The sequence below is a fragment of the Fibrella aquatica genome (assembly GCF_041321135.1).
In the GTDB taxonomy this organism is placed as follows: domain Bacteria; phylum Bacteroidota; class Bacteroidia; order Cytophagales; family Spirosomataceae; genus Fibrella; species Fibrella aquatica.
Window position 1 is genome coordinate 227834 of record NZ_JBGGWF010000004.1, and the last position, 24008, is coordinate 251841.

The 24008-nt window shown below is 51.6% G+C and carries 16 protein-coding genes; 7 read left to right on the top strand and 9 right to left on the bottom strand.

Features of this window, described 5'->3' with window-relative positions; genetic code table 11:
* Nucleotides 1–10: 10 nt before the first annotated feature.
* The 3 genes from ACAW87_RS11775 to ACAW87_RS11785 all read right to left on the bottom strand — a co-directional run bounded on the left by ACAW87_RS11775 (nucleotide 11) and on the right by ACAW87_RS11785 (nucleotide 2646).
* A complete protein-coding gene (locus ACAW87_RS11775) occupies nucleotides 11–1018 on the bottom strand; it encodes an FAD binding domain-containing protein (protein WP_370723594.1) in 1008 nt (335 codons plus the stop codon).
* A 17-nt stretch (nucleotides 1019–1035) separates the two neighbouring features.
* A complete protein-coding gene (locus tag ACAW87_RS11780) occupies nucleotides 1036–1821 on the bottom strand; it encodes a 2Fe-2S iron-sulfur cluster-binding protein (RefSeq protein WP_370723595.1) in 786 nt (261 codons plus the stop codon).
* 96 nt (nucleotides 1822–1917) lie between these two features.
* Nucleotides 1918–2646, bottom strand: a complete 729-nt coding sequence (locus tag ACAW87_RS11785) for an NUDIX hydrolase (RefSeq protein WP_370723596.1) — start codon at nucleotides 2644–2646, stop codon at nucleotides 1918–1920.
* A gap of 205 nt (nucleotides 2647–2851) precedes the next feature.
* Here ACAW87_RS11785 and ACAW87_RS11790 point away from each other — a divergent pair, with 205 nt between their 5' ends.
* Nucleotides 2852–6304, top strand: coding sequence for a ThuA domain-containing protein (locus tag ACAW87_RS11790; RefSeq protein WP_370723597.1), 3453 nt, complete (start codon nucleotides 2852–2854; stop codon nucleotides 6302–6304).
* A gap of 75 nt (nucleotides 6305–6379) precedes the next feature.
* The gene (locus tag ACAW87_RS11795; RefSeq protein ID WP_370723598.1) at nucleotides 6380–6799 is read left to right on the top strand and encodes a hypothetical protein; all 420 of its coding nucleotides are present in this window, start codon (nucleotides 6380–6382) and stop codon (nucleotides 6797–6799) included.
* A gap of 75 nt (nucleotides 6800–6874) precedes the next feature.
* Here ACAW87_RS11795 and ACAW87_RS11800 read toward each other — a convergent pair whose 3' ends face one another.
* The 4 genes from ACAW87_RS11800 to ACAW87_RS11815 all read right to left on the bottom strand — a co-directional run bounded on the left by ACAW87_RS11800 (nucleotide 6875) and on the right by ACAW87_RS11815 (nucleotide 16350).
* Nucleotides 6875–8191: a vanadium-dependent haloperoxidase gene (locus ACAW87_RS11800; RefSeq protein ID WP_370723599.1), complete on the bottom strand. Its 1317-nt coding sequence runs from the start codon at nucleotides 8189–8191 to the stop codon at nucleotides 6875–6877.
* Nucleotides 8188–11538: a VCBS repeat-containing protein gene (locus ACAW87_RS11805; RefSeq protein WP_370723600.1), complete on the bottom strand. Its 3351-nt coding sequence runs from the start codon at nucleotides 11536–11538 to the stop codon at nucleotides 8188–8190. Before ACAW87_RS11805 ends, ACAW87_RS11800 begins: the two co-directional genes overlap by 4 nt.
* Nucleotides 11539–11641: 103 nt before the next feature.
* Nucleotides 11642–13237 carry a SusD/RagB family nutrient-binding outer membrane lipoprotein gene (locus ACAW87_RS11810; protein ID WP_370723601.1) on the bottom strand — a complete coding sequence of 532 codons (1596 nt, stop codon included), beginning with the start codon at nucleotides 13235–13237 and terminating at the stop codon, nucleotides 11642–11644.
* Between the two features lie 8 nt (nucleotides 13238–13245).
* Nucleotides 13246–16350, bottom strand: a complete 3105-nt coding sequence (locus tag ACAW87_RS11815; RefSeq protein ID WP_370723602.1) for a SusC/RagA family TonB-linked outer membrane protein — start codon at nucleotides 16348–16350, stop codon at nucleotides 13246–13248.
* 454 nt (nucleotides 16351–16804) lie between these two features.
* Here ACAW87_RS11815 and ACAW87_RS11820 point away from each other — a divergent pair, with 454 nt between their 5' ends.
* Complete coding sequence (locus ACAW87_RS11820; RefSeq protein WP_370723603.1) at nucleotides 16805–16939, top strand: hypothetical protein; 135 nt, start codon at nucleotides 16805–16807, stop codon at nucleotides 16937–16939.
* 62 nt (nucleotides 16940–17001) lie between these two features.
* Nucleotides 17002–17553 (top strand): dihydrofolate reductase family protein, encoded by a 552-nt coding sequence (locus ACAW87_RS11825; RefSeq protein WP_370723604.1) that lies wholly within the window; start codon nucleotides 17002–17004, stop codon nucleotides 17551–17553.
* A 100-nt stretch (nucleotides 17554–17653) separates the two neighbouring features.
* Here ACAW87_RS11825 and ACAW87_RS11830 read toward each other — a convergent pair whose 3' ends face one another.
* Both ACAW87_RS11830 and ACAW87_RS11835 read right to left on the bottom strand, forming a co-directional pair.
* Nucleotides 17654–18418, bottom strand: coding sequence for an SDR family NAD(P)-dependent oxidoreductase (locus ACAW87_RS11830; protein ID WP_370723605.1), 765 nt, complete (start codon nucleotides 18416–18418; stop codon nucleotides 17654–17656).
* 103 nt (nucleotides 18419–18521) lie between these two features.
* The gene (locus tag ACAW87_RS11835) at nucleotides 18522–19427 is read right to left on the bottom strand and encodes a helix-turn-helix domain-containing protein (RefSeq protein ID WP_370723911.1); all 906 of its coding nucleotides are present in this window, start codon (nucleotides 19425–19427) and stop codon (nucleotides 18522–18524) included.
* 293 nt (nucleotides 19428–19720) lie between these two features.
* On the opposite strand from ACAW87_RS11835, the gene ACAW87_RS11840 reads away from it, so the two are divergent.
* The 3 genes from ACAW87_RS11840 (at nucleotide 19721) to ACAW87_RS11850 (ending at nucleotide 23890) form a co-directional block, all read left to right on the top strand.
* The gene (locus tag ACAW87_RS11840; protein ID WP_370723912.1) at nucleotides 19721–21727 is read left to right on the top strand and encodes a glycoside hydrolase family 3 protein; all 2007 of its coding nucleotides are present in this window, start codon (nucleotides 19721–19723) and stop codon (nucleotides 21725–21727) included.
* Nucleotides 21728–22000: 273 nt separating this feature from the next.
* Nucleotides 22001–22471, top strand: coding sequence for a MarR family winged helix-turn-helix transcriptional regulator (locus ACAW87_RS11845; protein ID WP_370723606.1), 471 nt, complete (start codon nucleotides 22001–22003; stop codon nucleotides 22469–22471).
* Between the two features lie 57 nt (nucleotides 22472–22528).
* A complete protein-coding gene (locus ACAW87_RS11850) occupies nucleotides 22529–23890 on the top strand; it encodes a TolC family protein (protein WP_370723607.1) in 1362 nt (453 codons plus the stop codon).
* The last annotated feature ends 118 nt before the right edge of the window (nucleotides 23891–24008 follow it).

The following is a 24008-nucleotide window of genomic DNA, read 5'->3' on the forward strand; positions in this document are numbered from 1 at the left end:
TGACGTTAGGTTACGCTTTACCGCCGTTCAGGGCCATTTGTAGCGCCAGCGCTATACTGCGCTTACCCAGTTCAATCTTGAACTTGTTATGTTCCAACGGTTTGGCATCGGCCATCTCGGCATCAGCAGCCAGTTTAAAGTTCGCTTCTGTTGCTTCTTTTCCAGCCAGAAACTGCTCAGCTTTCAAGGCTCGCCACGGCTTGTGCGCTACTCCGCCCATCGCAATGCGCGCCTGCACGATCTTCTTACCTGACATCTCTAAACCAGCCGCTACCGACAAAAGGGCAAACGCGTAGGAGGCCCGGTCACGCACTTTGAGATAATAGGAATGATCGGCAAACTTGTTCTGAGGCAGGTCGATAGCCGTGATCAGATCGCCGTGGGCCAGGTTTGTATCCTGTTCAGGTTTGTCGCCGGGAAGGCGGTGAAAATCCGTAAAGGCAATACTCCGTTCCTGACCCGCCGCGTTTCTGACTTTGACAACGGCGTCGAGTGCCGCCAGGGCAATAGCCATATCCGACGGATACACGGCCACGCAACTCTCCGACCAGCCAAAAATGGCGTGCAACCGGTTTATGCCTTCGAGCGCACCGCAACCGGTGCCGGGTTCGCGCTTGTTGCAGGGCATCGACACCTCATAGAAATAGGGACAGCGGGTACGTTGCAGCAGGTTGCCCCCGTTGGTAGCCATGTTCCGAATCTGGCCCGACGCCCCCGCCAAGATGGCCTGCGTCAGCAACGGGAAGTTTTGGCGAATCAGCGGGTGATTGGCGGCTTCAGTATTCTTGCCCAACCCACCGATCGAGACGCCACCTTTGCCAGTTCCGGCGGTTATGGGTTTGATCTCCGTTAGTTTCAGCGACGAAATATCGACGACGGCCGTGGGGCGTTCCACATCTTCCTTCATCAGGTCGATAAGGTTGGTACCGCCCGCGAGAAATTTGGCCGTCGGGTTGTCGACTAACTGTTTTGTGGCTGATGCCGGATCGGTGGCGCGGCTGTAGGTGAAAGGTCTCATGGAATGTGAGGTGTGGGTTAGGCCGAGAACCGGAACGTTTGCTCAACGGGCTTGCCGGTATGTACTTCTTGAATGGCCGCCACAATGTTTGGATAGGCCCCGCAGCGGCACAGATTGCCCGACATTCGCTCGCGGATTTCTTCGGTTGACAGTTGAACGGCTCCTTTTTTGCTACGCACGTCGCCGGTTACGTAACTGGCGTCGCCCCGCTTCGCTTCGTCCATCAACGCCACTGCCGAGCAGATTTGGCCCGGCGTACAGAAGCCGCACTGAAAGCCATCGTGCTTCAGAAACGCTTCCTGCATCGGATGCAGCGTTGTTCCCTTCGCCAAGCCTTCGATCGTTTGCACCGTTTTCCCCTCGCAACTCGCGGCGAGCGTCAGGCACGACAAAATTCGTTGTCCGTCAACAATCACCGTGCAGGCTCCGCACTGACCATGATCACAGCCTTTCTTAGAGCCTGTCAAGTCGAGTCGTTCGCGGAGCGTATCCAAAAGGGTCATCCGGGAATCGACGGTTAATTTCTGAGCCGTACCATTTACTTTCAAGGCTACACTAACCCCATTTTCTAGTGAAGCTGCCGACAAGTCAGCGGTTGGTAACGCACTCACTGGTTTGGTGAACAACTGTTCGGCTACGGCCGATTGTGCGGCCAAAATACCGCCCCCCGCCAGGGTCATCAGCTTCAGAAAGTGCCGTCGGTTTACGCCTGTGTCGAGAATTTCGGACAGGTCTTCGGGCATCAGGTCTTCGAATAACTTTTTTTCGTCTTCCGACAGGTCAGGGGCTTCGTTCTCGTCCATTGGGCAGCTTGTAGAGGTATTTCGAAATAACAGGGTGTTGATACGTTATGTTTTAGTCCAAAGTCTAACGTCCAACATCTAATCTCTGACCGGGGGTTATCGCCGGAAGCGATACAGATACGGGGCTTTGTTGGCGGCGCCGGTATATTGTTTTTCCAGTCGCTCTAAGACGTTCATGTCGAGCATCTTTTTCTGGAAATTGTTACGGGCAAACGGCCGGTCGAAAATGGCTTCATAGAGTTCCTGCAACGCTTTCATCGTGAACGTTTCCGGCAGGAGATTAAAAGCAATCAACTTCTGGTCGAGATTCAATCGCAGGGTTTCCAGGGCCTGATCCACCATCTCATTGTGATCCATGATGAGCCTAGGAATCTCCCTAATTGGGTACCATCCAATAGATTCATCGATCGCGTTTTTTTGCGGTATTACCTTGTTGATATCGACCAGCGCGTAGTAGCCGATGGATACAAACCGGCGGGTAATCCATTCCAGTTCTTTCCGATTTAATCGCTTTTCCAGCAATTTATCCTCGTTGAGTTCGCCAATCTGCTGCATGATCCGGGCATTGTTTCGCTCGGCCTCCCCAAACACTCTGAACTGGTCGAGGTATACATCTTCAATGCCGGTTCGTTCTCTCAAAATGCGTCGGGCGGCCTCGCTAATGCCTTCGTGCTGCGTAATATAACCGGCGGGTAATGCCCAGAAATCGCCCCTGAAATCAAGTTTAGGAATAAGCACATTGAGTTGCTTTTCCCGGTACCCGAAGATGACACAGTCGATCGAAAGTTGCTGGATGTAGTTCTGTTCGCTCGGTGAGGGGTGCATAAGTGGTTCGTTTTTTCATGCCGTTGCTGACGTGTAAAGATAGACAGCCATTCCGTTGGCTAAAGCCAATGGCATGACGTTACTCAACCACCATTCTTTAGCACTACATCCACACAAAATTGCACAAAATTTATTGTCTAAAATGTAGACAATAAATTTTGTTTTGGGTTTATCTTTGTCTCAATTAGAAAATGATCCCTTTGCTATGCGAGAAAAGTCCTTTACAATCAGCCTGCTAACGGTGGGTTTGTGGCTGTTAGTCCAATCAATAGTTGCCCAGGTGCCTAAGCGTAACGTGTTGGTATTCAGCAAAACCGCTTCATTCCGGCACGAATCGATCAATGCGGGCAAAAAAGCGCTGGCCAGTATGGCTACCGAGAAAGGTTTCCAGGTACGTTTCACCGAAGATGCCACTCAGTTCAGCGAGTCGAATCTGAAGCAGTTCAACACGGTGATCTTTCTGAGCACAACGGGCGATGTGTTGAACGGCGAGCAACAAACGGCCTTTGAGCGTTACATACAGGCTGGTGGCGGGTACGTTGGCATCCATGCCGCTACGGATACCGAATACGAATGGCCGTGGTATGGCCGATTGGCGGGCGCGTACTTTCTGGATCATCCCTCTACGCCGAGCAATGTGCAGAAAGGCAAGTTCATCGTGGCCCTCAAAAACCACTGGGCCACCAAAGGAATGCCCGACGAATTTGAACGGACCGATGAGTTCTACAGCTTCAAAGACATTTCGCCGAAAATCAACGTCGTGCTGACCATCGACGAGAAGAGTTATGTAGGCGGCAAAAACCCGGATTACCACCCCATTAGCTGGTATCAGGAGTTCGACGGTGGACGGTCGTTTTACACCGCGATGGGTCATACCGACGAAACCTTTGCCGAACCCCTTTTCCTGAATCATCTGTGGGCGGGTATCAACTACACAGCGGGCGGCGAAACGCCTAAACCACTAGACTACAGCAAAGCCCGTCCCGAAGAAAACCGGTTCACCAAAGCTATTCTGGCCGAGAAACTGGACGAGCCGATGGAACTGAGCGTACTGGGCGATGGCCGTATTCTGTTTATTCAGCGCAAGGGTGAAGTTCGGCTTTACAACACCAAAACGAAGGAGCTAAAGACCATCGCGACCATTCCGGTCAGCACCAAGTACGTGAATAAGGAAGGCAAGGAATCGATGGGTGAAGATGGGCTGATGGGACTGAATAAAGACCCCAACTTCGCCAAAAACCACTGGATCTACCTGTTCTATTCTGACCCTAACGAATCGAAGAACGTACTCGCCCGCTTTGAGCTAAAAGGCGACGAGCTGGTAATGGCCTCGCAGAAAGTGCTGCTCGACGTACCTACGCAACGTGAAGAGTGCTGCCATACGGGCGGCTCCATTGCCTGGGACCGCGCCGGGAACTTATACCTCTCAACGGGCGACAACACCAACCCACACGGCTCCAACGGCTATAGCCCCAGCGACGAACGTGACGGTCGCAGCGCGTGGGATGCCCAGAAGTCATCGGCCAATACGAATGATCTGCGTGGTAAAATTATCCGCATTACCCCTCAGCCCGACGGCACATACACCATTCCCGAGGGCAACTTATTCCCAAAGGGTACGGCTAAAACACGCCCTGAAATTTACACCATGGGCCACCGCAATCCCTTCCGTATTTCGGTCGATCAGAAAACCGGGTACGTATACTGGGGTGAGGTTGGGCCAGATGCAGCTAAACCAAATGCAGACCGTGGTGCTGCCGGTCACGATGAAGTAGGTCAGGCCCGAAAAGCGGGCAATTTTGGCTGGCCTCATTTTGTGGGCGACAACAAGGCCTATAACAAATACGATTTCGTAGCCCAGAAATCGGGCGACAAATGGGATGCCACTGCCCCGACTAACACCTCTCCCAACAACACCGGCCTGACGGTGCTTCCGGCCGCACAGAAAGCGTTTATCTGGTATCCCTACGACGGCTCACCTGAGTTTCCGATGGTAGGCTCGGGCGGCAGAAACGCCATGGCCGGCCCTGTTTACTACGCCGACGCGTTTGCCAGTGCGCCCAACGCCTTTCCAAGCTATTACGATGGTAAACTGCTGGCCTACGACTGGATGCGCGGTTGGGTTATGGCGGTCAGCATGGATAAAGACGGCAACTTCCAGTCGATGGACCGGTTTATGCCCAGCTACAAATTCTCGAATCCGATGGATATGGAGTTTGCCGACAACGGTGATCTGTACATGCTCGAATATGGCTCGGGCTGGTTTACGGCCAACGACGATGCCCGGCTCATCCGCATTGAATACAACGGCAAAAATCGCAAACCACAGCTTCAGGTAGCCGCCAACAAAATGGGTGGGTCAGTACCCCTGAATCTGAAACTCAACTCGAAAGGCACCGTTGACCCCGATGGCGACGCGCTGACTTATTCGTGGAAGATCAGCTCGAAAAACGGGTTTACGAAGGTCATCAACACCCCCGACGCTAACCTGACGCTGGCCAAACCAGGCGTTTACAAAGCTGTGCTGACGGTTTCGGACAAAAAAGGAGGCGTTACATCGCAGTCGATGGACATTACGGCGGGTAACGAAGCCCCCGTACTGAGCGTAGACTTACCCGGAGGTAACAAGTCGTTTTTCTCGGCCAACAAACCGTTCAACTATGCCGTGAAGGTGACCGACAAGGAAGACGGTACGCTGGGCAAAGGAATCGACCCTGAGCGTGTAGCCGTTACCATTGATTACCTGGCCGAAGGGTACGATAAAATAGCGATTGCGCAGGGCCACCGGTCGGCCGATGCCAATGCCCTCTTTGCAGGAGGTAAAAAACTGATTGAAGCCAGTGATTGTAAAGGATGCCACAGCGTAGCCAAAAAATCGATCGGACCGGCTTATATCGACGTGGCCAACAAGTATAAAAACGACAAATCGGCCGTGGAGCGCCTGACTAAGAAAGTGATTACCGGTGGCGGTGGCGTATGGGGCGAAACAGCGATGGCCGCTCACCCCCAACTGTCGACCGCCGATGCAGCCGCGATGGTCAAGTACATCCTGAACGTATCGAGCGAAGCGGCGGCGGCAGGTGCTTTACCGGCAGCGGGCAGCTACACGGCGAACGTACCTGCGGGCGACAAAGGCAAGGGCGTCTACATTGTCCGGGCGTTCTACGAAGACAACGGCAACAGGGGTCTGCCCTCGCTGCGGTCGGAAGAAACCTACGTATTACGCAACACAACGGTAGATGTACACGGATTCGATGCGTACGACAACGTGAACAAAATGTCGTTTGGCGGTAATAATCTGGCTATTCCGGCTAAATCAGGTGCTTACATGACCCTGAAACAGACCGATCTGAACGGCTTGACGGCAGTTCGGGTAATGGCGGCGGCCCCCAAACCGCAACTAAATGCCAAAGGCGGTACTATCGAAATCCGGTTGGATAGCCCTACTGGTAAGCTCATCGGAGAATCACCGTTTATGGAAGCGTCGGAGAAAATGGATTTCACCCCCTCGGCACTGACTATTCCGGTTAAACTCCCTACCCCGTACGATTATAAGCCGCACGATGTGTACCTTGTCTTCGTGAACCCCAAAGATCCATTAGGTAGCCTTATGGTGGTGATGGGCGTTGAGGTTGTGTTGACACCAACGGGGCAGTAAGCAGTTTAAAGTTCAATGTCCAAAGTCTAATGTCCAACGTCTAAAATCCAGTTTCCAATATCCTTTTCTCCAATCATGACTAATTTGAAAAACACCAGTCTGCTTGTTTTCTCTTTGCTTGTCGGCGTAGCCTACAACGGGTTAGCACAAACAAAGGCACCTGCCGCCACCGCTACTACTGCTTCTGCCACGTCGGCCGATTTTTATGCGGGTAAGTGGGAAATCGCCATCGTAGGCACACCCATGGGCGATGTGAAACTTCTGGCCGACCTGGTTCGGAAAGACGGTAAGCTAACCGGTGAATTAACCAACACCGCCGATCCCAGCAGTCCGAAACTGCCGATTACGAAACTGGAAGAGAGCGCCGACAAACTGGTTATCTTTTTCGATTCGTCTCAGGCCGGCGAACTATCGATCGACCTCAAAAAGGTGGACGATGATACCCTGAAAGGGGCGCTGATGAATTTTGATTCGACGGCCAAACGCGTCAAGTAATAAGGCCGTTACAGCGTTAAGAGAGCCTCGTGTTTTGTGTTCGTTAAGCACAGAATACGAGGCTTTTGCTATTTTTTATAAAACAGGCGTAATACCAGCTTTTTTCAGCTTATCGGCTACAAAGAGTCCAACCGCTTTTCCCTGCGCCTCGCCGTTTTCGATGGCGTCGCGGTAATGAATCCCGCCATACAGGCGCGAAATAGCTGCTTCGCGAGCCGCCTGTCTGAACGAGGTAAACGTGCGTTCGGGCAGTTCAAAGATTGTTTCGGTAGTATCGGTAAAGGCAAAATCATCGCCAATCAGGTACGTTAACACCTCGGCAACAGCGCTGGAAATGACACTGTGACCACTGGTATATTCAGGAAAGGGTGGGGTTTGCAGAAGCGGTTGCCAGCGCGGGCTGATATAGCGATTAATGACTGTTTCGGGGCGCACTCGATTGCTGCGGTACTTTTCGTCCCAACAACTGATAAACGCATCCATCAGGGTCATGGCCACCACCGAATGGGTCAGCACGGCTTTGTCGAATGATAAATTGGCTTTACTGACCACAAGGCTGGTAATATTCATCCAGTGGCCGCCGGGACTTATTTTCTTGAAGCCAATTGACATATGGCCCGATGAATTGATCGCAAACGGATTACAGTCCCAGTACGAAGCAATAAACCGTTGTTTCTCTGTCAACTTGTTGCTGATCGCATACACTTCGTGGGCGAGTTTAAAGAATGCACTGGCAGTATCCTTACTAAACGGGATGGGTGGTAGTGGCTTGAACTGCCCGCAGGAATCAATCAGCATGGGGCGAATGGTTTTCCAGTGTGGTTCAACGGCTTCCATATAGCCCGGAGGAGTTGGATACCAGTTCCCTTCCGACCGGCTGGGCCGGTAGCGGAGCCGGGCACTCAGGTTGGTATACTTATCGGCGGCGGCGTAGGCCAATACCTGTTTGGCTGCCGACTGAGCCACGCTCACCGACTGCGCCAACATGGCGTCGCTGTAGTGGGCCTGCTTCAGCTCGGCCAGCAGTTTCACCTGTTCGGCTTCCAGCAATGCCCCCGAAGGCAGAATAAGCCGACCTGTTTCCAGAATACAATACAAAGCCGCTACCTGATAGTCGTAGGGTTTATTACTGGCCAGGGACAGCGGTTTAAAATGGGCAACCAATTTAGCGGGTGACTTCACCGTTGGCTGATGTTGAGCCACAATTTCGTGGGCACCCAGCAGGCAATAGGCATAGAAACGACTAGCCGCCGGTGGGTTCACCACGTCGTGAATCATAACCATTGTTACGGCAAAAACGGCTGGTTGAAGACGAGGACCAAGTTCAGGGCGGGCGGCTTCTATCCGTACGGTCTGACTTAGAAACAGACAGACAAGCAGCAAACGCTTCATGGCTTTTCTTTTTTATAAACCTGTACAGGTTGACCGTAGGCTCCAATCATCAGGTACGCTATGTTGCCAACCTTCACGTTGACTGCCGATTTTACGTCGCCCCGAACCGACAGCCCTGCGTTTGACTGGCTCAGGTACGTAAAATTGCCCGTTCCGTCGCCCGTTAACAGGCAGCCGTAGTTGGCATCCATGCTTCCCAGTTTCAGCCGGTTATCCGATTTGTTGCCCAGCAACAGCAAATCCATCCGACCATCGCCGTTAAAATCGTCGGCAATCGTTTGGGTCACCGGGGCCAGTTGGGCCTGCATGGGCAACGCCTGTTTCTCGAACCGCCCCGCCTTATTCAAAAAGACACAGGTACGTGACTCAGTCACGGTCAGCTTACGGGCCTTGCCCAATTCTTCAGGTGTGAGCACCTTGTTTAGCGTGGCGTCTGCGTAGTCTTTATAAAAGCCAAATCGTTTTCGCATGGCGTAGATCTGGTCGTTCAACTCGTCGCGGCTGACAAATGGATACGACGTCCCCTGTACGTAAAAGCAAAAGAACGGATCGACGGACCCATTCTGGTCAAAGTCGGCGTAGTATAGTTCGGCAGGCTCCCGAGGTGAAGTACGAATCTGAGAATTTACGCCCAAATTACCGGCAACAATGTCATTACGACCGTCATTGTTTACATCTGCCACCGTAAGCGATTGCCAAAACCCGGCTTCGTTCTGATTGAAATAAATGCTTGTTTGATCGATAAAACCGGCAGGCGTGTTCCTGTATACCTTGATGGGCATGAATTCTCCACAAATGATCAGATCGAGCCGATTATCATTGTTGAGGTCTACCCATTGCGCGTCGGTCACCATACCCACCGTTGAAAAAGGGGCGGGAACGATCACGAACTTGCCTTTGCCCTGATTTTGGATCAGAAACGACTGAGGCACCTCGGGGTATCGGCCCGGTACTACGCGACCGCCAACAAACAGGTCGAGATCACCATCGCCGTCATAATCGCCGGGGCGTACGCATGATTTGCTGCTGCTGCTTAGGATTGGCAATGGAACATCAGCTAACCGCAAGCGGCCTTTACCATCATTGATGTACAGTTCATCCTGCGAGGATGCCGTGTTGGGTTCAAAGAGTGAGTAGCCGCCTTTGGCCACATACAGATCGTCGTACCCATCGCCGGTGGCATCAAAAAAAACGGCCGCACTTACCGACGACAGTGTTTCATCGCCAATCTGAATACCCTCGTCCTGTGAAAATGTTCCATCAGGTTGCTGAAGCCAGATACCGCCTTTCTTCTGTTGATCGCCACTGATAAAAATGTCTTCCCGGCCATCTTTATTCACATCGCCTTTGGCCAGAATCGGCCCCGTATGCGAATACATCCAGAGCATAAGCGGCTGACGCTTGAAGTCGTTTTCGGCGTAACCCGTATGCGTATACGAGAGTACAGACTGAATTTTTGCTAACAAAGGAGTTGAAGGGCGAACAACCGGGCTGGGTACGTTGGTCGCCTTTTGCTCAACTACCAACAACTGATTTGCCGCCACCTGCTTCAGCATCTGCACCGATTGATCGGGCCAGACAATACGGATGGAATCGGCCATGGTAGTTGCTCCAAGGCCAAAGTGTAACAAAAGAGGCTGGCTGGAGAGGTAACCCCGCACGGGGCTAAGCTCCTGGTACTGCGGCATTCCCTTCGTGTAAACCGTTACCTGAGCACCAATAGCCTGTTTGTTACCGGCAGTGGGTACCAGTTTTAGCTGAAGAAAGCTGTTTCGGGCCTGTTCACGGGCCATATTCTGGTACACAAACGCCGGCTCGTTAATGTTGTTGATGATCAACTCCAGGTCGCCATCGTTGTCCAGATCGGCATAGGCGGCTCCGTTTGATATAGTGGCCGCCGTGATGCCCCACTCACGCTGCTTGTTGGCAAAGGTCAGATCGTGGTTGTTGCTGAATATATAGTTCGGCACTTTGGTCGACGGCATAGCCCGTACCAGATCCATGAGCTGCACCGGTTCGCGGTCGATTGCCTTTTTGATCTTGTAATCGCCCCAATAGCGCAAGAAATCTTTGTTGGTGTAGTCGCGCAGGTAGCCGTTGGTGATAAACAGGTCTTTGTAACCGTCGTTATCGAAATCGGCCAGCAACGGTGCCCAACTCCAGTCAGTATTCGACACGCCAGCGGCCTGTGCTATTTCACTAAACGTCCCGTCACCATTATTGAGCTGTAACATGTTGCGCATGTACTGCCGTTGCAACCCTTGTTGTTGCATGAGTTCAAACGACTCGTAGTTTTCCTGTAGCTGCAACAGCTTCTGTCGACGGTTATCCTCCGGCAGCATATCCAGCGTCATCACGTCGGGCAGGCCATCGTTGTTAAAATCCGCAATATCGACGCCCATCGAGAATTGCGATAGGTGACGGAAACTTTGCTGCGTCTCGTCGCGGAAGGTGCCGTCTTTCTGGTTGATGTACAGGTAATCGGGTTCGTTGTAGTCGTTAGTCACGTAAATATCCGGCCAGCCATCCAGGTTCACATCGGCTACTGCCACACCGAGCCCAAACGTGAGCGGATACTGATGAATGCCGGCGCGCTGCGTGGCGTTTATAAACCGGCCTTTTACATTTTCGAGCAGGCGATTCCCTGCCAGTTCATCGGTTTCTTCGTGGAGCCGGGCCAGCTCCATATTATCGTATTTCTTGATGTTGTGATGAAGTAGAAAAACGTCGAGGTCACCGTCTTTATCGTAGTCGAAGAAGGTTGCCTGCGTGTTGTAGCCTGGATCGTCGAGGCCGTATTCCCTGGCTTTTTCAACAAATCGCACCGGGTTTCCCTTCGCCTCTGTCTGGTTAATGAACAACTGGTTTCGTCGGGTGCCGTCGTTGGCTTTTCCTGAATAACAGACGTAAATATCGAGCCAGCCGTCGCCATTTACATCGGCCAGACTCACGCCTGTTTTCCAGCCCCCTTCGCGACCGGCCAGCCCCTCGCCAGCTTCGGCCGTAACGTCGGTAAAGGTTAGGCTCCCCTGATTGAGATAGAGTTTATTCGATTTCAGGTTGGCGGTAAAGAAAATATCCTGCAGGCCGTCGTTGTTCAGATCGCCGACCGCCACACCGCCGCCATTGAAAAAATACTCGTAGGCTAATACGTTAAGGCTCTCCGTTTCATCGATTTCGTTGTTGAACGTAATGTTTGTGCGGGAAGCGGGCAGCAGTTGAAACAGGGGAGACTGCGCACCGGCCGTTAGGGGTAAGCTACCGGCCAAAATCGCCCATATCCCGATGTAAATACCTTTTCGAAGGCGTGGGAAGAGGACAGAAACAAATGAAAAGAGAGTAGACATAGCTCGCATTGAGCAGAAAGTACCGATGGATAGTACTTATAAAAATAGCAAAAAAAATAGTAGGGAGCCTGGTAGCCCCCTACTATCCATAACTGTCAATGCATTATTTATCCCACCACATGCGGGCAATCCAGTTATCACCGCCACTCAATTTACCAACGGCAGCCTGGTAGCTAGCCGTATTCAGTGTTGCTTCGCCCGTTGGGTAAGGCTGACGCCGTGGGATAGCGCCGTTTGAGAAATTACCCACGTAGTTCACCGGCGTTAGCACGGGGAAGCCCGACCGTTTCCAGTTATTCCAGGCCTCCGAGAAGTTCATCAGCAACCCGGTGGTTGCCCAGTACTGCTCGTTGATTTGCTTCAGCGCGTTGGCAGTTACCAGCGGATTAGCGTCGGCATAAGCCGTAGCCGTAGCCGCGTCGATGGTTGCGCCATATTTGGCCAGCGACTGCATACCCGCGATAACTCCGTTTTTGTAATGCTGGGCAGCGGTGCCGCCAACATTGAAACCACGCACCACCGCTTCGGCCAATAGTAGTTCGGTTTCAGCGTAGGTCAGCACAAACAGAGGAGCGCTCCGGTTCCGGTACATCATGGTTGGACGCGAATATTTGCCGATCGGTGTAGCATCTGCTCCTGTTCCTGTACCACCCGGATACCCCGCTGACTTGCTGATGTCGGTTGCACCACCGTTCAGATCAAATCCGTTGGGCAGGCCAAGTTGCGCACTCGGCGTTGTGTTACCGGCGCTCGCCATGTCCTGGTTGGCCGCCAAGCCATTGGCCGGTACTTCGGCCACCCGGCTAAGACGGGGATCATTGGTCGACTTGAGGTAATCGATCATCGTTTTGCTCCAACGTACCTGATACACGTCGGCGAGTGTGCTCAGCGCTGCCCCGTTTCCATTGCCAAAGCCCTTGGAGTCGTCGGCCATTACAAAAGCATCGTCGGCAACACTGCTGAATACACCACCCGCAGCCGCTTTTTCAGCAAAGGTTTTAGCCGTAGCAGCATCCGACTTTACCAGACGCATGGCCAGTTTCAGCATGAGCGAGTACCCGTACTTTTTCCACTGGGCAATGTTGCCTTTGTAGGCAAAAGCGTCGTTGGTTGGGACTGGGTTCGATGCGTTGAGCGCGGCAGTAGCCGTTTCGAGCCGGGTCAGCAGCGACTTATAAACGCTCTCCTGCGTATCATACGTGGGGAGGGTAGTACCACCCTTCGCTTGTAGGGCCTGCGTGTACGGAATATCGCCGTAGGTATCGGCAATTGACGAAAGCGTCTGCACCTGCATGATAACGGCAATATTGGCCAAATTTGCCAATGCTGGTTTTGCTTTGGCCAACTGCTCCATTTCGTAGGCATAGCTTGCCCCCTGAAACCCTACGTTCCAGGTACCCTGCTGGTAATTGGCCGTATTACTGGATTGTACATACTTATCGGCATTTGAGTAGTAGTTGGCCGCACCTGACGTCGTCGAAGACAACACCTGAACCCACATACTCTGGAACAGAATAGGGCCGTTGTAGCCTGCCATTGAGCTTACGTAGTTCCACTGAGCCGAAGGTAACAACAGGTTTGGGTCAAACGTACTGGCCGAAGCCTGGGTTGGGTCGGTATTGAGCAGGTCGAGATCTTCGGTACAGGAGAACTGGATGGCTCCAACCAAAAAGCTTAACGCAATTAGTTTCTTATTCATAATTCGGTTCATTTAAACTTAATGTTCAGGTTAACGCCATAATTCCGGGCAGAGGGCAGGTTAGCACCTTCGATACCTGAATAGCGCAGGTTCGCTCCAAATGCAGCTTCTGGGTCAATGTTGTCGGTTTTCTTCATGATGTAGAAGAGGTTCCGAGCAACAAAAGAGACATTCACGCCCCGAATCAGTGGCAGATTCTTCAGCAGTTGAGCCGGCAGGTTGTAACCAAACGTAAGTTGACGAAGCTTAATAAAATCACCATCTTCGACACTAATCTTAGTCACGTTGTTGGCCAGCGCTGTGTAGAAAGCCTGTGGGGTAGCTGTAACCGTATTGGCAGCACCACCTTCAGCAACTCCCGTCTTTACACCACCTTCGCGACCTACGAGCGTTTCCTTATGGAGGCCACGACGGTATGCAAAGTTCTCGGTAGCCGACAGAATTTTGTTGCCGTAGTTATAATCGACCAGGAACGACAGATTAAAGTTGTTAAACGAGAAATCATTGTTCAGTCCACCAAACAGGGTTGGCAATACTGAACCCATATTAATTAGTTCACCCCGAACCGGCAGGCCGGAAGCGTCAACCACAATTTGCCCGTTTGCGGCGTACTTGTAATCATAAGCCCGGATTTGCGGACCCGACTCACCAACTACGAATGCCGTAACGGCGTTACCCAGCGTGGCGCGGTTTGAGCCCAAACCAATGGGGTTGTTATTTACATCTGTTTGCAGGATCTTGTTCTGCACCGACGTCAGGTTCAGCGATACGTTCCAGTTTAGCTTAGACGTTTTCAGCGGGTTGCCGTTGATCTGAAGCTCCAGTCCTCTATTTTGAGTTGAGCCTGTCCCTACGATACCAGCCGAATAACCCGTTGCCCAGCTATAGTTGGCGGGCATGATCTCGTTCTGTGTTTTCTGATCGTAGTACGCTACGTCGAAACCAAGGCGGTTGCCGAAGAAGCGCAGTTCCAAACCGATTTCAACCTCGCTCTTGGTAAAGGGCTTCAAGAACAGGTTGGGCAGCTGCGAGCTGAAGTTACCCGTAGCGATACCGTTGATAGCATTGCCCACGCCGTAATACACGCTCGTACCGTAGGCCGTAGTAGGTTCACCACTGGTCACAGCGTAGGCGGCCCGCAGTTTACCAAAGCTCAGGTTTGGAATGCGTATAAGATCCTGAAAAATGAAAGCCGCTGTTACTGATGGCGTAAAAATAGAGCGGGCTGCACTGGGCAGAGTTGAGTAGGTATCGTAACGCCCGGTTGTGCTTAAGTTCAGTATACCCTTATAACCCAGGTCAACGTTGTAATAAGCCGACTGGACCTCGGTGTTGGCAACTTCGTATCCACGGTTAAAGTTTACAACGTTGTTCCAGCTATAGAGGTAAGGCAAGACAAACGGCCCTCCGTTGATGTTCAGCTTCTCATAGTTGTTCTTACGCAGGTTGGCACCCAGGAGAGCGTCGACTGTAAAGTCTTCATTGATCGACTTGTTGATACCGATCAGTCCGTCGATGTTCAGTTCGGTACGCTGTGCGTTCGACAGTTCGTCCAGACCACCACGTGCTCCGTTTGAGTAGGCCGTTCCCCAGGGTGTTACCCGGAAGTTACGGTCGTTTGAGTTGTCATACCCGATCCGGCCCATGGCGTAAATCCAGTCGGCAAACTGATACTTGGTCGAGGCCATCGAGATCAGACGCTTCCGGTCTACGTTGTTCACAAACTGGTTAACCACGAAGTACGGGTTTGTTACGTACTCATCTTCGCTGAAGATCACTTCCCGGCCTGTCACCGGATCAAAGCCAGGCGCCAGAATCCGCTGATCGATGTTCGTAGCCAGTAGGTAACCGTTATTGGCGTTCAGTGGGCCATCGCTCAGGATCGGTTTGTTCTTCACGCGCTCGTCGATGTAGTTGGCCAGCACATCGAAGCTTAGTTTCGACGTAATGTTCTGCTGGATAGTCAGGTTAATCGTTTTTCGACCTAAACCGCTGTTTGGCAATACCGACTTGGCGTCGAGGTTCGACAATGACAACCGGAACGAGCCATTATCACCACCTTTACCTACCGATACGGTATTGGTGAAGTTGGTGCCGTTGCGGTAGAAGTTGCGGATGTTATCGCGCTGTGCCGAGTACGGATACTGCTTGCCGTCGAACTGGATAGCCGATGAACCGTCGAGCCGACCACCCCAGCTCATCCGGCCCGTTTGCTGAGCCAATGCCTGCGTGGCAGGCTTCACACCGCCGATACCCTGACCGTATTCGTACTGAAAATCGGTGAAGTTGATCGGCTGATCGGTGGTAAGGTTCATGTTGTAGTCAACCGAGAAATCACCCTTACGGCCCTGCTTAGTGGTTACAAGAATAACCCCGTTCGACGCTCTTGCTCCATATAGAGCAGACGCCGACTGACCTTTGAGAACCGTGATCTTATCGATATCGTCGGGGTTGAGGTTACCCAAACCGTCGCCACCATCGGCACCACCCCACTCACCAGCGCTACCACGCTGGGTGTTATCCATAGGTACACCGTTGATAACGATCAGGGGCGAGCCTGCTGAGTTCATACTCGGCATACCGCGCAGCAACAGTTTCGACGTACCACCGGGGCCACTGTTAGTTCCCTTAACGGTCAGACCAGCCACCCGGCCGGCCAGTGAGTTACCAATGTTGGTTTCGCGTGCCTGTGTAAATGCAGCGGCATCGATTGTTGTGACAGCATAGCCTATTTTCCGGGCATCTTTTGATACACCGAGCGCAGTGACCACCACTTCCTGTAGCACAGACTCACCGGGTAACAGCTTAACATCAATGACGCTACGCCCACCAACCTGAATTTCCTGCTTTGTATAACCGATATACGAAAACACAAGAACGGCGTTTTCGTCGGCCACCGTAATCCGATACCGGCCACTTCCATCTGTGTTGGTGCCTTTGTTGGTGCCCTTCACGGTGATAGTGGCCCCAGCAACTTCACCGCCTTTATCATCGGTGACTTTGCCCGTAATTTCCCTATCGAGGGCGAATGAATTGGATAGGCTGAGTATACACCACATGCCTATACAGAGCAAAAACTTAGGCAGTAATGCTCTAGGTAGTTTTGGCTTCATAAGTAAATAAACGGTTATGTGTAAAATTAAAGTTGGCAATTAGCCCGAATAGCAACATATTATTTCGCTACAAGAACTAATCATCTAAAAATAATAAAATTTTTTAATAAGTCGTATAAACAAAAAAAACTGGCGCACTCGAAGCGATTTTGTTGGCTGTGGACGTAAAAACCCACAATCGATGCACTGGAAGCCTAAAAGGCCTGGCATCAGTGCGCACTTAAAACCGTTAATTTTGGTCGTATGAGAGCCTTAATACATACTCAGCCAGGCTTAGTTAGACAGAGTAATTTATGAGAGCCATTCTGCTGTTTAGACTTAAGTATATATATTGCCCATATAAAGGCTCAAGACGTTTAGCAGGTTAAAAAGTCTTGCTTACGGGGGGCAACTCTGGTATGAGGCGGGGGCTATTACTTATACCCGTGAAGGAGAGAATGTCTCCATCAATTACATGCCTGCCGAAGAGTCTGATGCTGAAGAGGTGATGGCGCTACTCAAGGCATCAAAAGCGGCAACTACAAGCTTTGTGAAGACTCCCGCCGAGCAGTGGGGACCAAAAGAAACTGGGTACTGGCGTAGCCGCTAAACCCATCTCGCCCCTGGTCCTGGTCCACATTGTATATTTGCCGAAACACAAATACTACAATAATGCGGACACTCAAACTACAAGTACAAGCAACGATCGACGGTTTCATGGCCGGGCCAAATGGAGAAATGGACTGGTTGAATTTCTCCTGGACCGACGACATCAATGGGTACGTTACCGCCTTGACTGAGCCGGTAGACACCATTCTGCTGGGCAGAAAACTGGCTGAGGGGTTTATTCCACACTGGGCTGCCAACCCTGATGAGCCTGGTGCCGATAAAATAAATAGTACGCCTAAAGTCGTCTTTACCAAAACCCTCGACAAGTCGCCCTGGGCCAACACCCGCCTCGAGACCGGCGATCTAACGACCGAAATCAATACGCTAAAAAATGAACCGGGCGGCGATATGATCGTGTACGGCGGAGGTACGTTCGTTTCGTCACTGATTGAAGCGGGCTTGATTGATGAGTTTCATCTATTCATTAACCCAGTAGCTATAGGTACCGGCATGGCGATTTTTAACAGGCTTTCTGGTAGACAGAACTTAACGCTGGTGCAGTCAATTGCTTTTGACTGCGGCATTGTGTTGCTGCGCTACAAACGAGACAACTAAACCTGGGCGACGTACCTGGCCCAATTAACTAATCATCAATAAGTGGGCCTGTTTGCAACTAGTAAAAAGGTCCCACTCATTGACAATCAGCAGTTTGCAATTACAGGTTCATGCCGCCCGACACTTCGATCCGTTGAGCGTTAATCCAGCGGGCTTCGTCGGTGCAGAGGAAAGCCACTACGCCTCCGATATCGTCGGGTAGCCCAACCCGGCCCAATGCGGTAATTGATGCGATGTGCTTGTTCACGTTAGCGTTATCGCGCACTACGCCTCCACCAAAATCGGTCTCAATAGCTCCCGGTGCTACCACGTTAACGGCGATGCCGCGAGGGCCAAGTTCTTTGGCCATGTACAGGCTGAGGGTTTCAACGGCCCCTTTCAGCGACCCATAGACTGCTCGTCCTGGCGAAGTAAACCGGGCCAGTCCCGATGAAATGTTGATGATTCGTCCACCCTCACTTATCAACGGCAACAACTGTTCGGTCAGAAACAATACGCCCTTGAAATGAATGTTCACCAGCAGATCGAACTCGTCTTCGCGGGTTTCTCCAATGGGTGAATTACCGGCAACACCGGCATTATTGATGAGGAAGTTGATGTGATCGGCTCCAAAAACGGAGGTCAGTGCGGTTGTCAATGCCGTCGAGAAGGCACTAAAGCTAGCCACATCACCGGCGTTAAGCTGAAGGGCTGCTGCTTTCTGACCCATCTGTTCAATCTCGGCAACAACCGCATCGGCGTCATCTTTCTGGCTGTTGTAGGTCAGTACTACGTCGATGCCTTTTTTGGCGAGGGACAACGCCATGTTTTTGCCCAATCCCCGGCTACCACCGGTTACCAGGGCGATTTTTGTGTTCGTGCTCATTGTCTTTACCTGCGTTTAATTAACGAGAGCAAAGGTCGGTGAGCCACCAACGTACCTGGTTGCAAATAGCAATCCGATACTTGCAAAAATCAAATCACGCCAATTAAGCACGAAAGGCAGCAGGTGAAAAAGCCGTCTGCTTACGGAAAAAATTAGAGAAGTGAGCCACTTCTTCAAAACCAAGGCTGTAACTGATATCAGAGATCGTCCAGTCAGTTTGTTTGAGCAATATTTTTGCTTCCTGCACAATCCGGCTGCTGATGAGATCGGTGGTTGTTTTACCCATGCTTTCCTTCAACACCTTATTGAGGTGGTTCACATGGACCGACAATTGTTGGGCATAATCGGTAGCCGTGCGCAGGTTAATTTTCTGACCCGGCGACTCGATGGGAAACTGTCTCTCGAGCAGTTCGACGAACAACGACGATATACGGGCCGAAGCTGTGTGGGTTGGATGGAGCGAGGTCGCCGGTTGCAGTTTCTGCCCAAAGTGAATCAGTTCGATTACGTAGTTTCGCAGCAAATCATATTTATATGCATAGTCAGAATTCAGCTCTTTGTGCATTTTAGCGAAGATGTAGCGGATTTCGTCTGCTTCGGCGTCTGTTAACTGAAAGACGGGCACACCACCCGGCTGAAAAAGCGGAAGATCGTCGAGTACCACGCCACTTTTGGTAGCTACCAAAAAATCATCGGTAAAAACACAGAACGAACCGGACTGCTGCTCATCGAGCGGGACGTAGTGATACGGAATTTTAGGCGTGGCAAACAACAACGCATTCGTCTCGATCTCGATTACTTTATCGGCATACTCAGCGGTATTGCGGCCACTAATCAGGCTGATCTTGTAATAGGCTCGCCGGTCGTAGGGCATCACCCCTTTTTTCAACCGCAAGGCCATCATATCCGCAATTCGGAAGACGTTGAAGTGCCCGATCTCCTTATTGATCCCGGCCGGCATAACTGCCGCTATGTCCTGATAAAAATCGGTTAATGATTTGCTGGCCATATCCGTTTGTTTGCAAAAATCAAATGTATAGCCTTTATCAATCTCACACAATACACTAGCAGACAGCGAATGGCGTATGCTGCTCAAGGGCATGGTATTGATTCTGTTCATCAGGTTTCCCCACACACCTAAAGTTTTTGAGTAATCGAATTCCAGTTTATACTTATACCAATCTATTATAGTACAAATACAAGCCTTCTCACCCGACACATACCTATACCCCGATGATCAAGCTCACCCGTTTACCATCATTCCTTCTTAAAACAGGCTTTGTAGAGGCTGGCTGTCTCGCCATGTTCCTTTTACTGCATACCGGGGTATTCGCTCAGTCGAAAGCGAGCGCGCAACAACCAGTGCTCGGTGTTCGGTCAGCCACGATTATCAAGGTCGATAACCTGTCGTTCAAGGATTTGAACCGGAACGGGCAACTCGATAAATATGAAGACTGGCGCCTGTCGCCCGAAGAACGAAGCCGGGATCTGGTCTCGAAAATGTCGGTGGAACAGAAGGTTGGCTTTATGCTCATCAGCACCACTCGCCTGAAAAATGACTGGTCGTTTGAAGCACCCAAGAACAAGGAGCCCATCACCAGTGATTTCAACGAGACCGACCTCTCGGCCACTATGAACATGTTCACGCGGAAACCGCTACCGACGCCGATCATGAACGCAGCGGGTACGACCAAAGCGGTGACGCAGTTTCACCTTCGCCACTTCATTCTGCGCGCCAACGTCAGCGCCCGCATCACCGCCGAGTGGGCCAACAAACTGCAGGCGCTGTGCGAAAGCGACGGGCTGGGCATTCCGGCCATTGTGGCGTCGAACCCGCGTAACCACGTCACGGCCACCGCCGCCATTGGTACCAGCGTCGGTAAAACGGCCTTTTCTTCCTGGCCCGGCGAACTGGGCCTCGCCGCCATGCGCGACCTGAAACTAACCCGAGAATTTGCCGATATTGCCCGGCAGGAATGGGCCGCCGTTGGCCTTCGCAAAGGCTACATGTACATGGCCGATCTGGCCACAGAACCCCGCTGGCAACGTACAGACGGCACATTCGGCGAAAATGCGGACTGGGCAGCCAAGATGATTACTGAAGTGGTTCTGGGTTTTCAGGGCAAAAAGCTGGGTAATACCTCCGTAGCCATGACCACTAAACATTTTCCCGGTGGCGGAGCAGGCAAGGCCGGTCAGGACCCACATTTCGATTGGGGAAAAGAAGAGGTCTTTCCAGGTGGGCAGTTTCAGACCAACCTCATTCCGTTCAAAGCCGCCATTGCCGCAGGTACGTCAGCCATTATGCCCTACTACTCGATGCCCACCGGGACCGACTACGAGCCTATCGCCTACGCGTATAACCGCCCCGTCATTCACGACCTGTTGCGTGTAAAACTCGGATTCAAAGGCATCATCAACTCAGACACCGGTCCTATTGAAATGATGCCCTGGGGCGCCGAAAACCTAACCATTACGCAACGCTACAAACGCACACTCGAAGCGGGCGTAAACCTTTACTCCGGCACAGCCGACCCCACACAACTGCTCGAAACGGTGAAAACGGAGATGGTGAGCATGGCGCTGATCGACGATTCGGTGATTCGCCTTCTGAACGAGAAGTTTGAACTGGGCCTATTTGAAAACCCATACGTAGACGAGAATGCTGCCGAGAAGTTGGTAGGCAGTGCCGCGTTTCAGGCCCGGGCCGATGTAGCTCTCCGCAAGTCGATCGTATTACTTCGCAACGAAGCAAAAACACTCCCGCTAAAACCGGCGACGAAAGTGTATGTTGAAACGTATGCAAAACGCGGCAACCCAGCCACTGCCGGGCAGGGCGAAGCCTACGTACCTGAACCTGGAAAGTATGCGCTCCAATTTGTAAAAACACCGGAAGAGGCCGACGTTATTCTGCTCTGGCTCTTGCCTTCGGCCAAATCACTCTTCGCCTCCGATGGCTCACCGATCGAATTGTCGCTATCGAAGAATAATGTCGATGTAGCCTATATCAACGCCCTGACCGCCAAAAAACCAACAATCATGGCCATCAACTACACCAACCCGTGGGTAATCGATGAGGTGTATAACCCGACGACGGCCTCGCGCTTTAAAGGTATATTGGCCACCTTCGGCACCACTCCCGATGCCCTGCTGGATATTGTTTCGGGTAAGTTCAAGCCGTCGGGCAAAATGCCGTTTACAACCCCCATTTCTGAAGCCGCCGTACGCAACCAGTTGGAAGACGTACCTGGCTACAAAGAAGGCCCCACCTACGGATTGTTTAAATACGACGAAGGGATAGGGTATTGAGTTGTTGAGTAGCGTGTGTGGCTTGCGCGTAGCTTCGTTAGTCGTGCCCTTCGACAGGCTCAGGGTGACAAGAAACATCTGGATATTTGCCTAAACATGGGGATGATTGATGTCACCCTGAGCCTGTCGAAGGGCTACAAGCGCGAAGCAACATATCACCAACGCACCAACACCCTTTCCCTTCTCCTGCACATCACAAAATTCCCCACTATCTAAAAAAAACTTTTCCCAATACATATTGGTTGACATAGCAACTAGTTTTACCTTTGTTGCATGATTGACGAAAATACGCTTCGGGCGAAGTTTGCCGAACGGATGGGCTCACAATCCATCTTCATGATTAGCCACGTAGGGCACCTGATGGCCAAAAAGGCAAATCGAGAGTTGACCCGCCTGGGCTTTACGCTTCAGATCGAGCAGTTTCCCGTGTTGTTCATTACCTACTTTGCTGGTGAAGAACTGCTCTCGCAACAGGATATTGCCAATATGCTTCAGAAAGACAAATCAGGCATTCAACGCTCTATTCGCACGTTAGAGCGGGATGGTTACCTGCGCGTGGTCCCTGACGATATTGACCGGCGCAAAAATCTGATTCGTTTGACCCCCGCTGGTAAGATGATTATTGAACAGGCCATTCAAACCACCGAGATGCTCGATCAGCAGGTGATGAGCCAGCTTTCAACCGAAGAGAAAGAAGCATTCCTGAGCACTACCCGTAAAATCATTACCCTATTAGACAAGTAACTTTTTTTTAGCTAATTAGTTGATATATCTACTGTAGACGCATCAACGTTTGGATTTATGAAACGATTAATTGCACTTAGTTTAGGTTTGGCCCTACTGCCCCCGCTATACAGCTGGGCGCAGACGGCTACGCAACCGCAACCGCCAAGTACCGGCGGTTTCCGGTTAAAAGATTGTATCGATTACGGCCTGAAGAATTTCGGCAGCGTACGCATCGCGCAGTATCAGGTTCAGACGGCGAACGAACAATCACGACAGGCCTTAGGGCAGTACCTGCCGCAGGTGAGCGCTACCGGAACTACGGTAAACAACCTGAAACTCCAGCAGAGCGTTATTCCGGCTGGTGTGTTCGGCCCGGAGCCACAGGTATTCATCATTGGACAGAAATTCCAAACCAACCTGACCGCGCAACTCTCGCAGACCATTTTCGACCGGTCGCTGCTCATTGGCATCAAGGCGAATAAGCCAAATCAGGAGTTGGCTTCGCTGAACACGCGGCAGACGCAGGAAGACGTGATCTACAACATTGCCAGCAACTACTACCAGGTTTTTGTGTCTCAGCAGCAGATCGGACTCCTGCGCGATAACCTGGAACGTACCCAGCAGGTGCTGAACATTCTGAAGCTTCAGCGCGACAACGGCGTGATTCAGCCCGTAGACTACACGCGTACTGAGGTGAGCTACAACAGCACACAATCGCAGTTGGCGCTGGCCGAAAATGATTTGAACCTGGCCCTGAATCGTCTGAAATACCAGATGGGTATGCCGCAGGACCAGAATCTGGTCTTATCGGATTCTACCCTACTGACTCAGTTACCGACCATCGATCAAGAGCCATTCGATCCGAAACGGCTGGTGTCGTTTCAACAGGCCGAAACGAACATTGTGTTGCAACAACTGCAATTGCAACGGATCAAATCGGGTTACCTGCCCACGCTCAGTTTGACGGGCAACTACGGCACGGTGAACCTCGGCGCACAGACCATCGACAAACTGTTCACCAACTTTGTGGGCTTCGGCAGCGTTGGCCTACGCCTGAACATCCCCATTTTCGACGGTTTGCAGCGGGATTCGCAGATGAAGCAACAGCGGCTAACCGTGCTGACTCAGCAGGAGCAGCAAAAGCTGAATACGTCGGCCTACCAGCTTCAGTTCAACAGTGCCCAATCGCAGATTCGGCGGGCGCAAACGAGCGTGCAGAACGACGACCGAAACGTGAAACTGGCGCAGGAGGTCTACAACATTACTACGCTTCAATACAAGCAGGGCACCAAGCTGTTGAGCGATCTTATCAACGCTGATAACTCGTATCGCGAGGCCCGCACCAACTACATCAATTCGCTCATCAACCTCTATCAGGCACGGCTCGATCTCGAACAATCGCAGGGCAAACTCCTGACCTTTTACAACCAACTTTAACTGAAACGTCATTACGCTTCGCTGTCATTTATTGTCATTAGGCTTCGCCGTCATTTGTCGTACGAACAATTAATGACCATCAATGACAATGAATGACCATCTAATGACAGCGAAGCGT

What these genes read in the sequence shown, in the direction of transcription:
- ACAW87_RS11775 (WP_370723594.1), bottom strand. Translation starts at nt 1,018, where the DNA reads ATGAGACCTTTCACCTACAGCCGCGCCACCGATCCGGCATCAGCCACA.
- ACAW87_RS11780 (WP_370723595.1), bottom strand. Translation starts at nt 1,821, where the DNA reads ATGGACGAGAACGAAGCCCCTGACCTGTCGGAAGACGAAAAAAAGTTA.
- ACAW87_RS11785 (WP_370723596.1), bottom strand. Translation starts at nt 2,646, where the DNA reads ATGCACCCCTCACCGAGCGAACAGAACTACATCCAGCAACTTTCGATC.
- ACAW87_RS11790 (WP_370723597.1), top strand. Translation starts at nt 2,852, where the DNA reads ATGCGAGAAAAGTCCTTTACAATCAGCCTGCTAACGGTGGGTTTGTGG.
- ACAW87_RS11795 (WP_370723598.1), top strand. Translation starts at nt 6,380, where the DNA reads ATGACTAATTTGAAAAACACCAGTCTGCTTGTTTTCTCTTTGCTTGTC.
- ACAW87_RS11800 (WP_370723599.1), bottom strand. Translation starts at nt 8,191, where the DNA reads ATGAAGCGTTTGCTGCTTGTCTGTCTGTTTCTAAGTCAGACCGTACGG.
- ACAW87_RS11805 (WP_370723600.1), bottom strand. Translation starts at nt 11,538, where the DNA reads ATGTCTACTCTCTTTTCATTTGTTTCTGTCCTCTTCCCACGCCTTCGA.
- ACAW87_RS11810 (WP_370723601.1), bottom strand. Translation starts at nt 13,237, where the DNA reads ATGAATAAGAAACTAATTGCGTTAAGCTTTTTGGTTGGAGCCATCCAG.
- ACAW87_RS11815 (WP_370723602.1), bottom strand. Translation starts at nt 16,350, where the DNA reads ATGAAGCCAAAACTACCTAGAGCATTACTGCCTAAGTTTTTGCTCTGT.
- ACAW87_RS11820 (WP_370723603.1), top strand. Translation starts at nt 16,805, where the DNA reads ATGCCTGCCGAAGAGTCTGATGCTGAAGAGGTGATGGCGCTACTCAAG.
- ACAW87_RS11825 (WP_370723604.1), top strand. Translation starts at nt 17,002, where the DNA reads ATGCGGACACTCAAACTACAAGTACAAGCAACGATCGACGGTTTCATG.
- ACAW87_RS11830 (WP_370723605.1), bottom strand. Translation starts at nt 18,418, where the DNA reads ATGAGCACGAACACAAAAATCGCCCTGGTAACCGGTGGTAGCCGGGGA.
- ACAW87_RS11835 (WP_370723911.1), bottom strand. Translation starts at nt 19,427, where the DNA reads ATGGCCAGCAAATCATTAACCGATTTTTATCAGGACATAGCGGCAGTT.
- ACAW87_RS11840 (WP_370723912.1), top strand. Translation starts at nt 19,721, where the DNA reads ATGTTCCTTTTACTGCATACCGGGGTATTCGCTCAGTCGAAAGCGAGC.
- ACAW87_RS11845 (WP_370723606.1), top strand. Translation starts at nt 22,001, where the DNA reads ATGATTGACGAAAATACGCTTCGGGCGAAGTTTGCCGAACGGATGGGC.
- ACAW87_RS11850 (WP_370723607.1), top strand. Translation starts at nt 22,529, where the DNA reads ATGAAACGATTAATTGCACTTAGTTTAGGTTTGGCCCTACTGCCCCCG.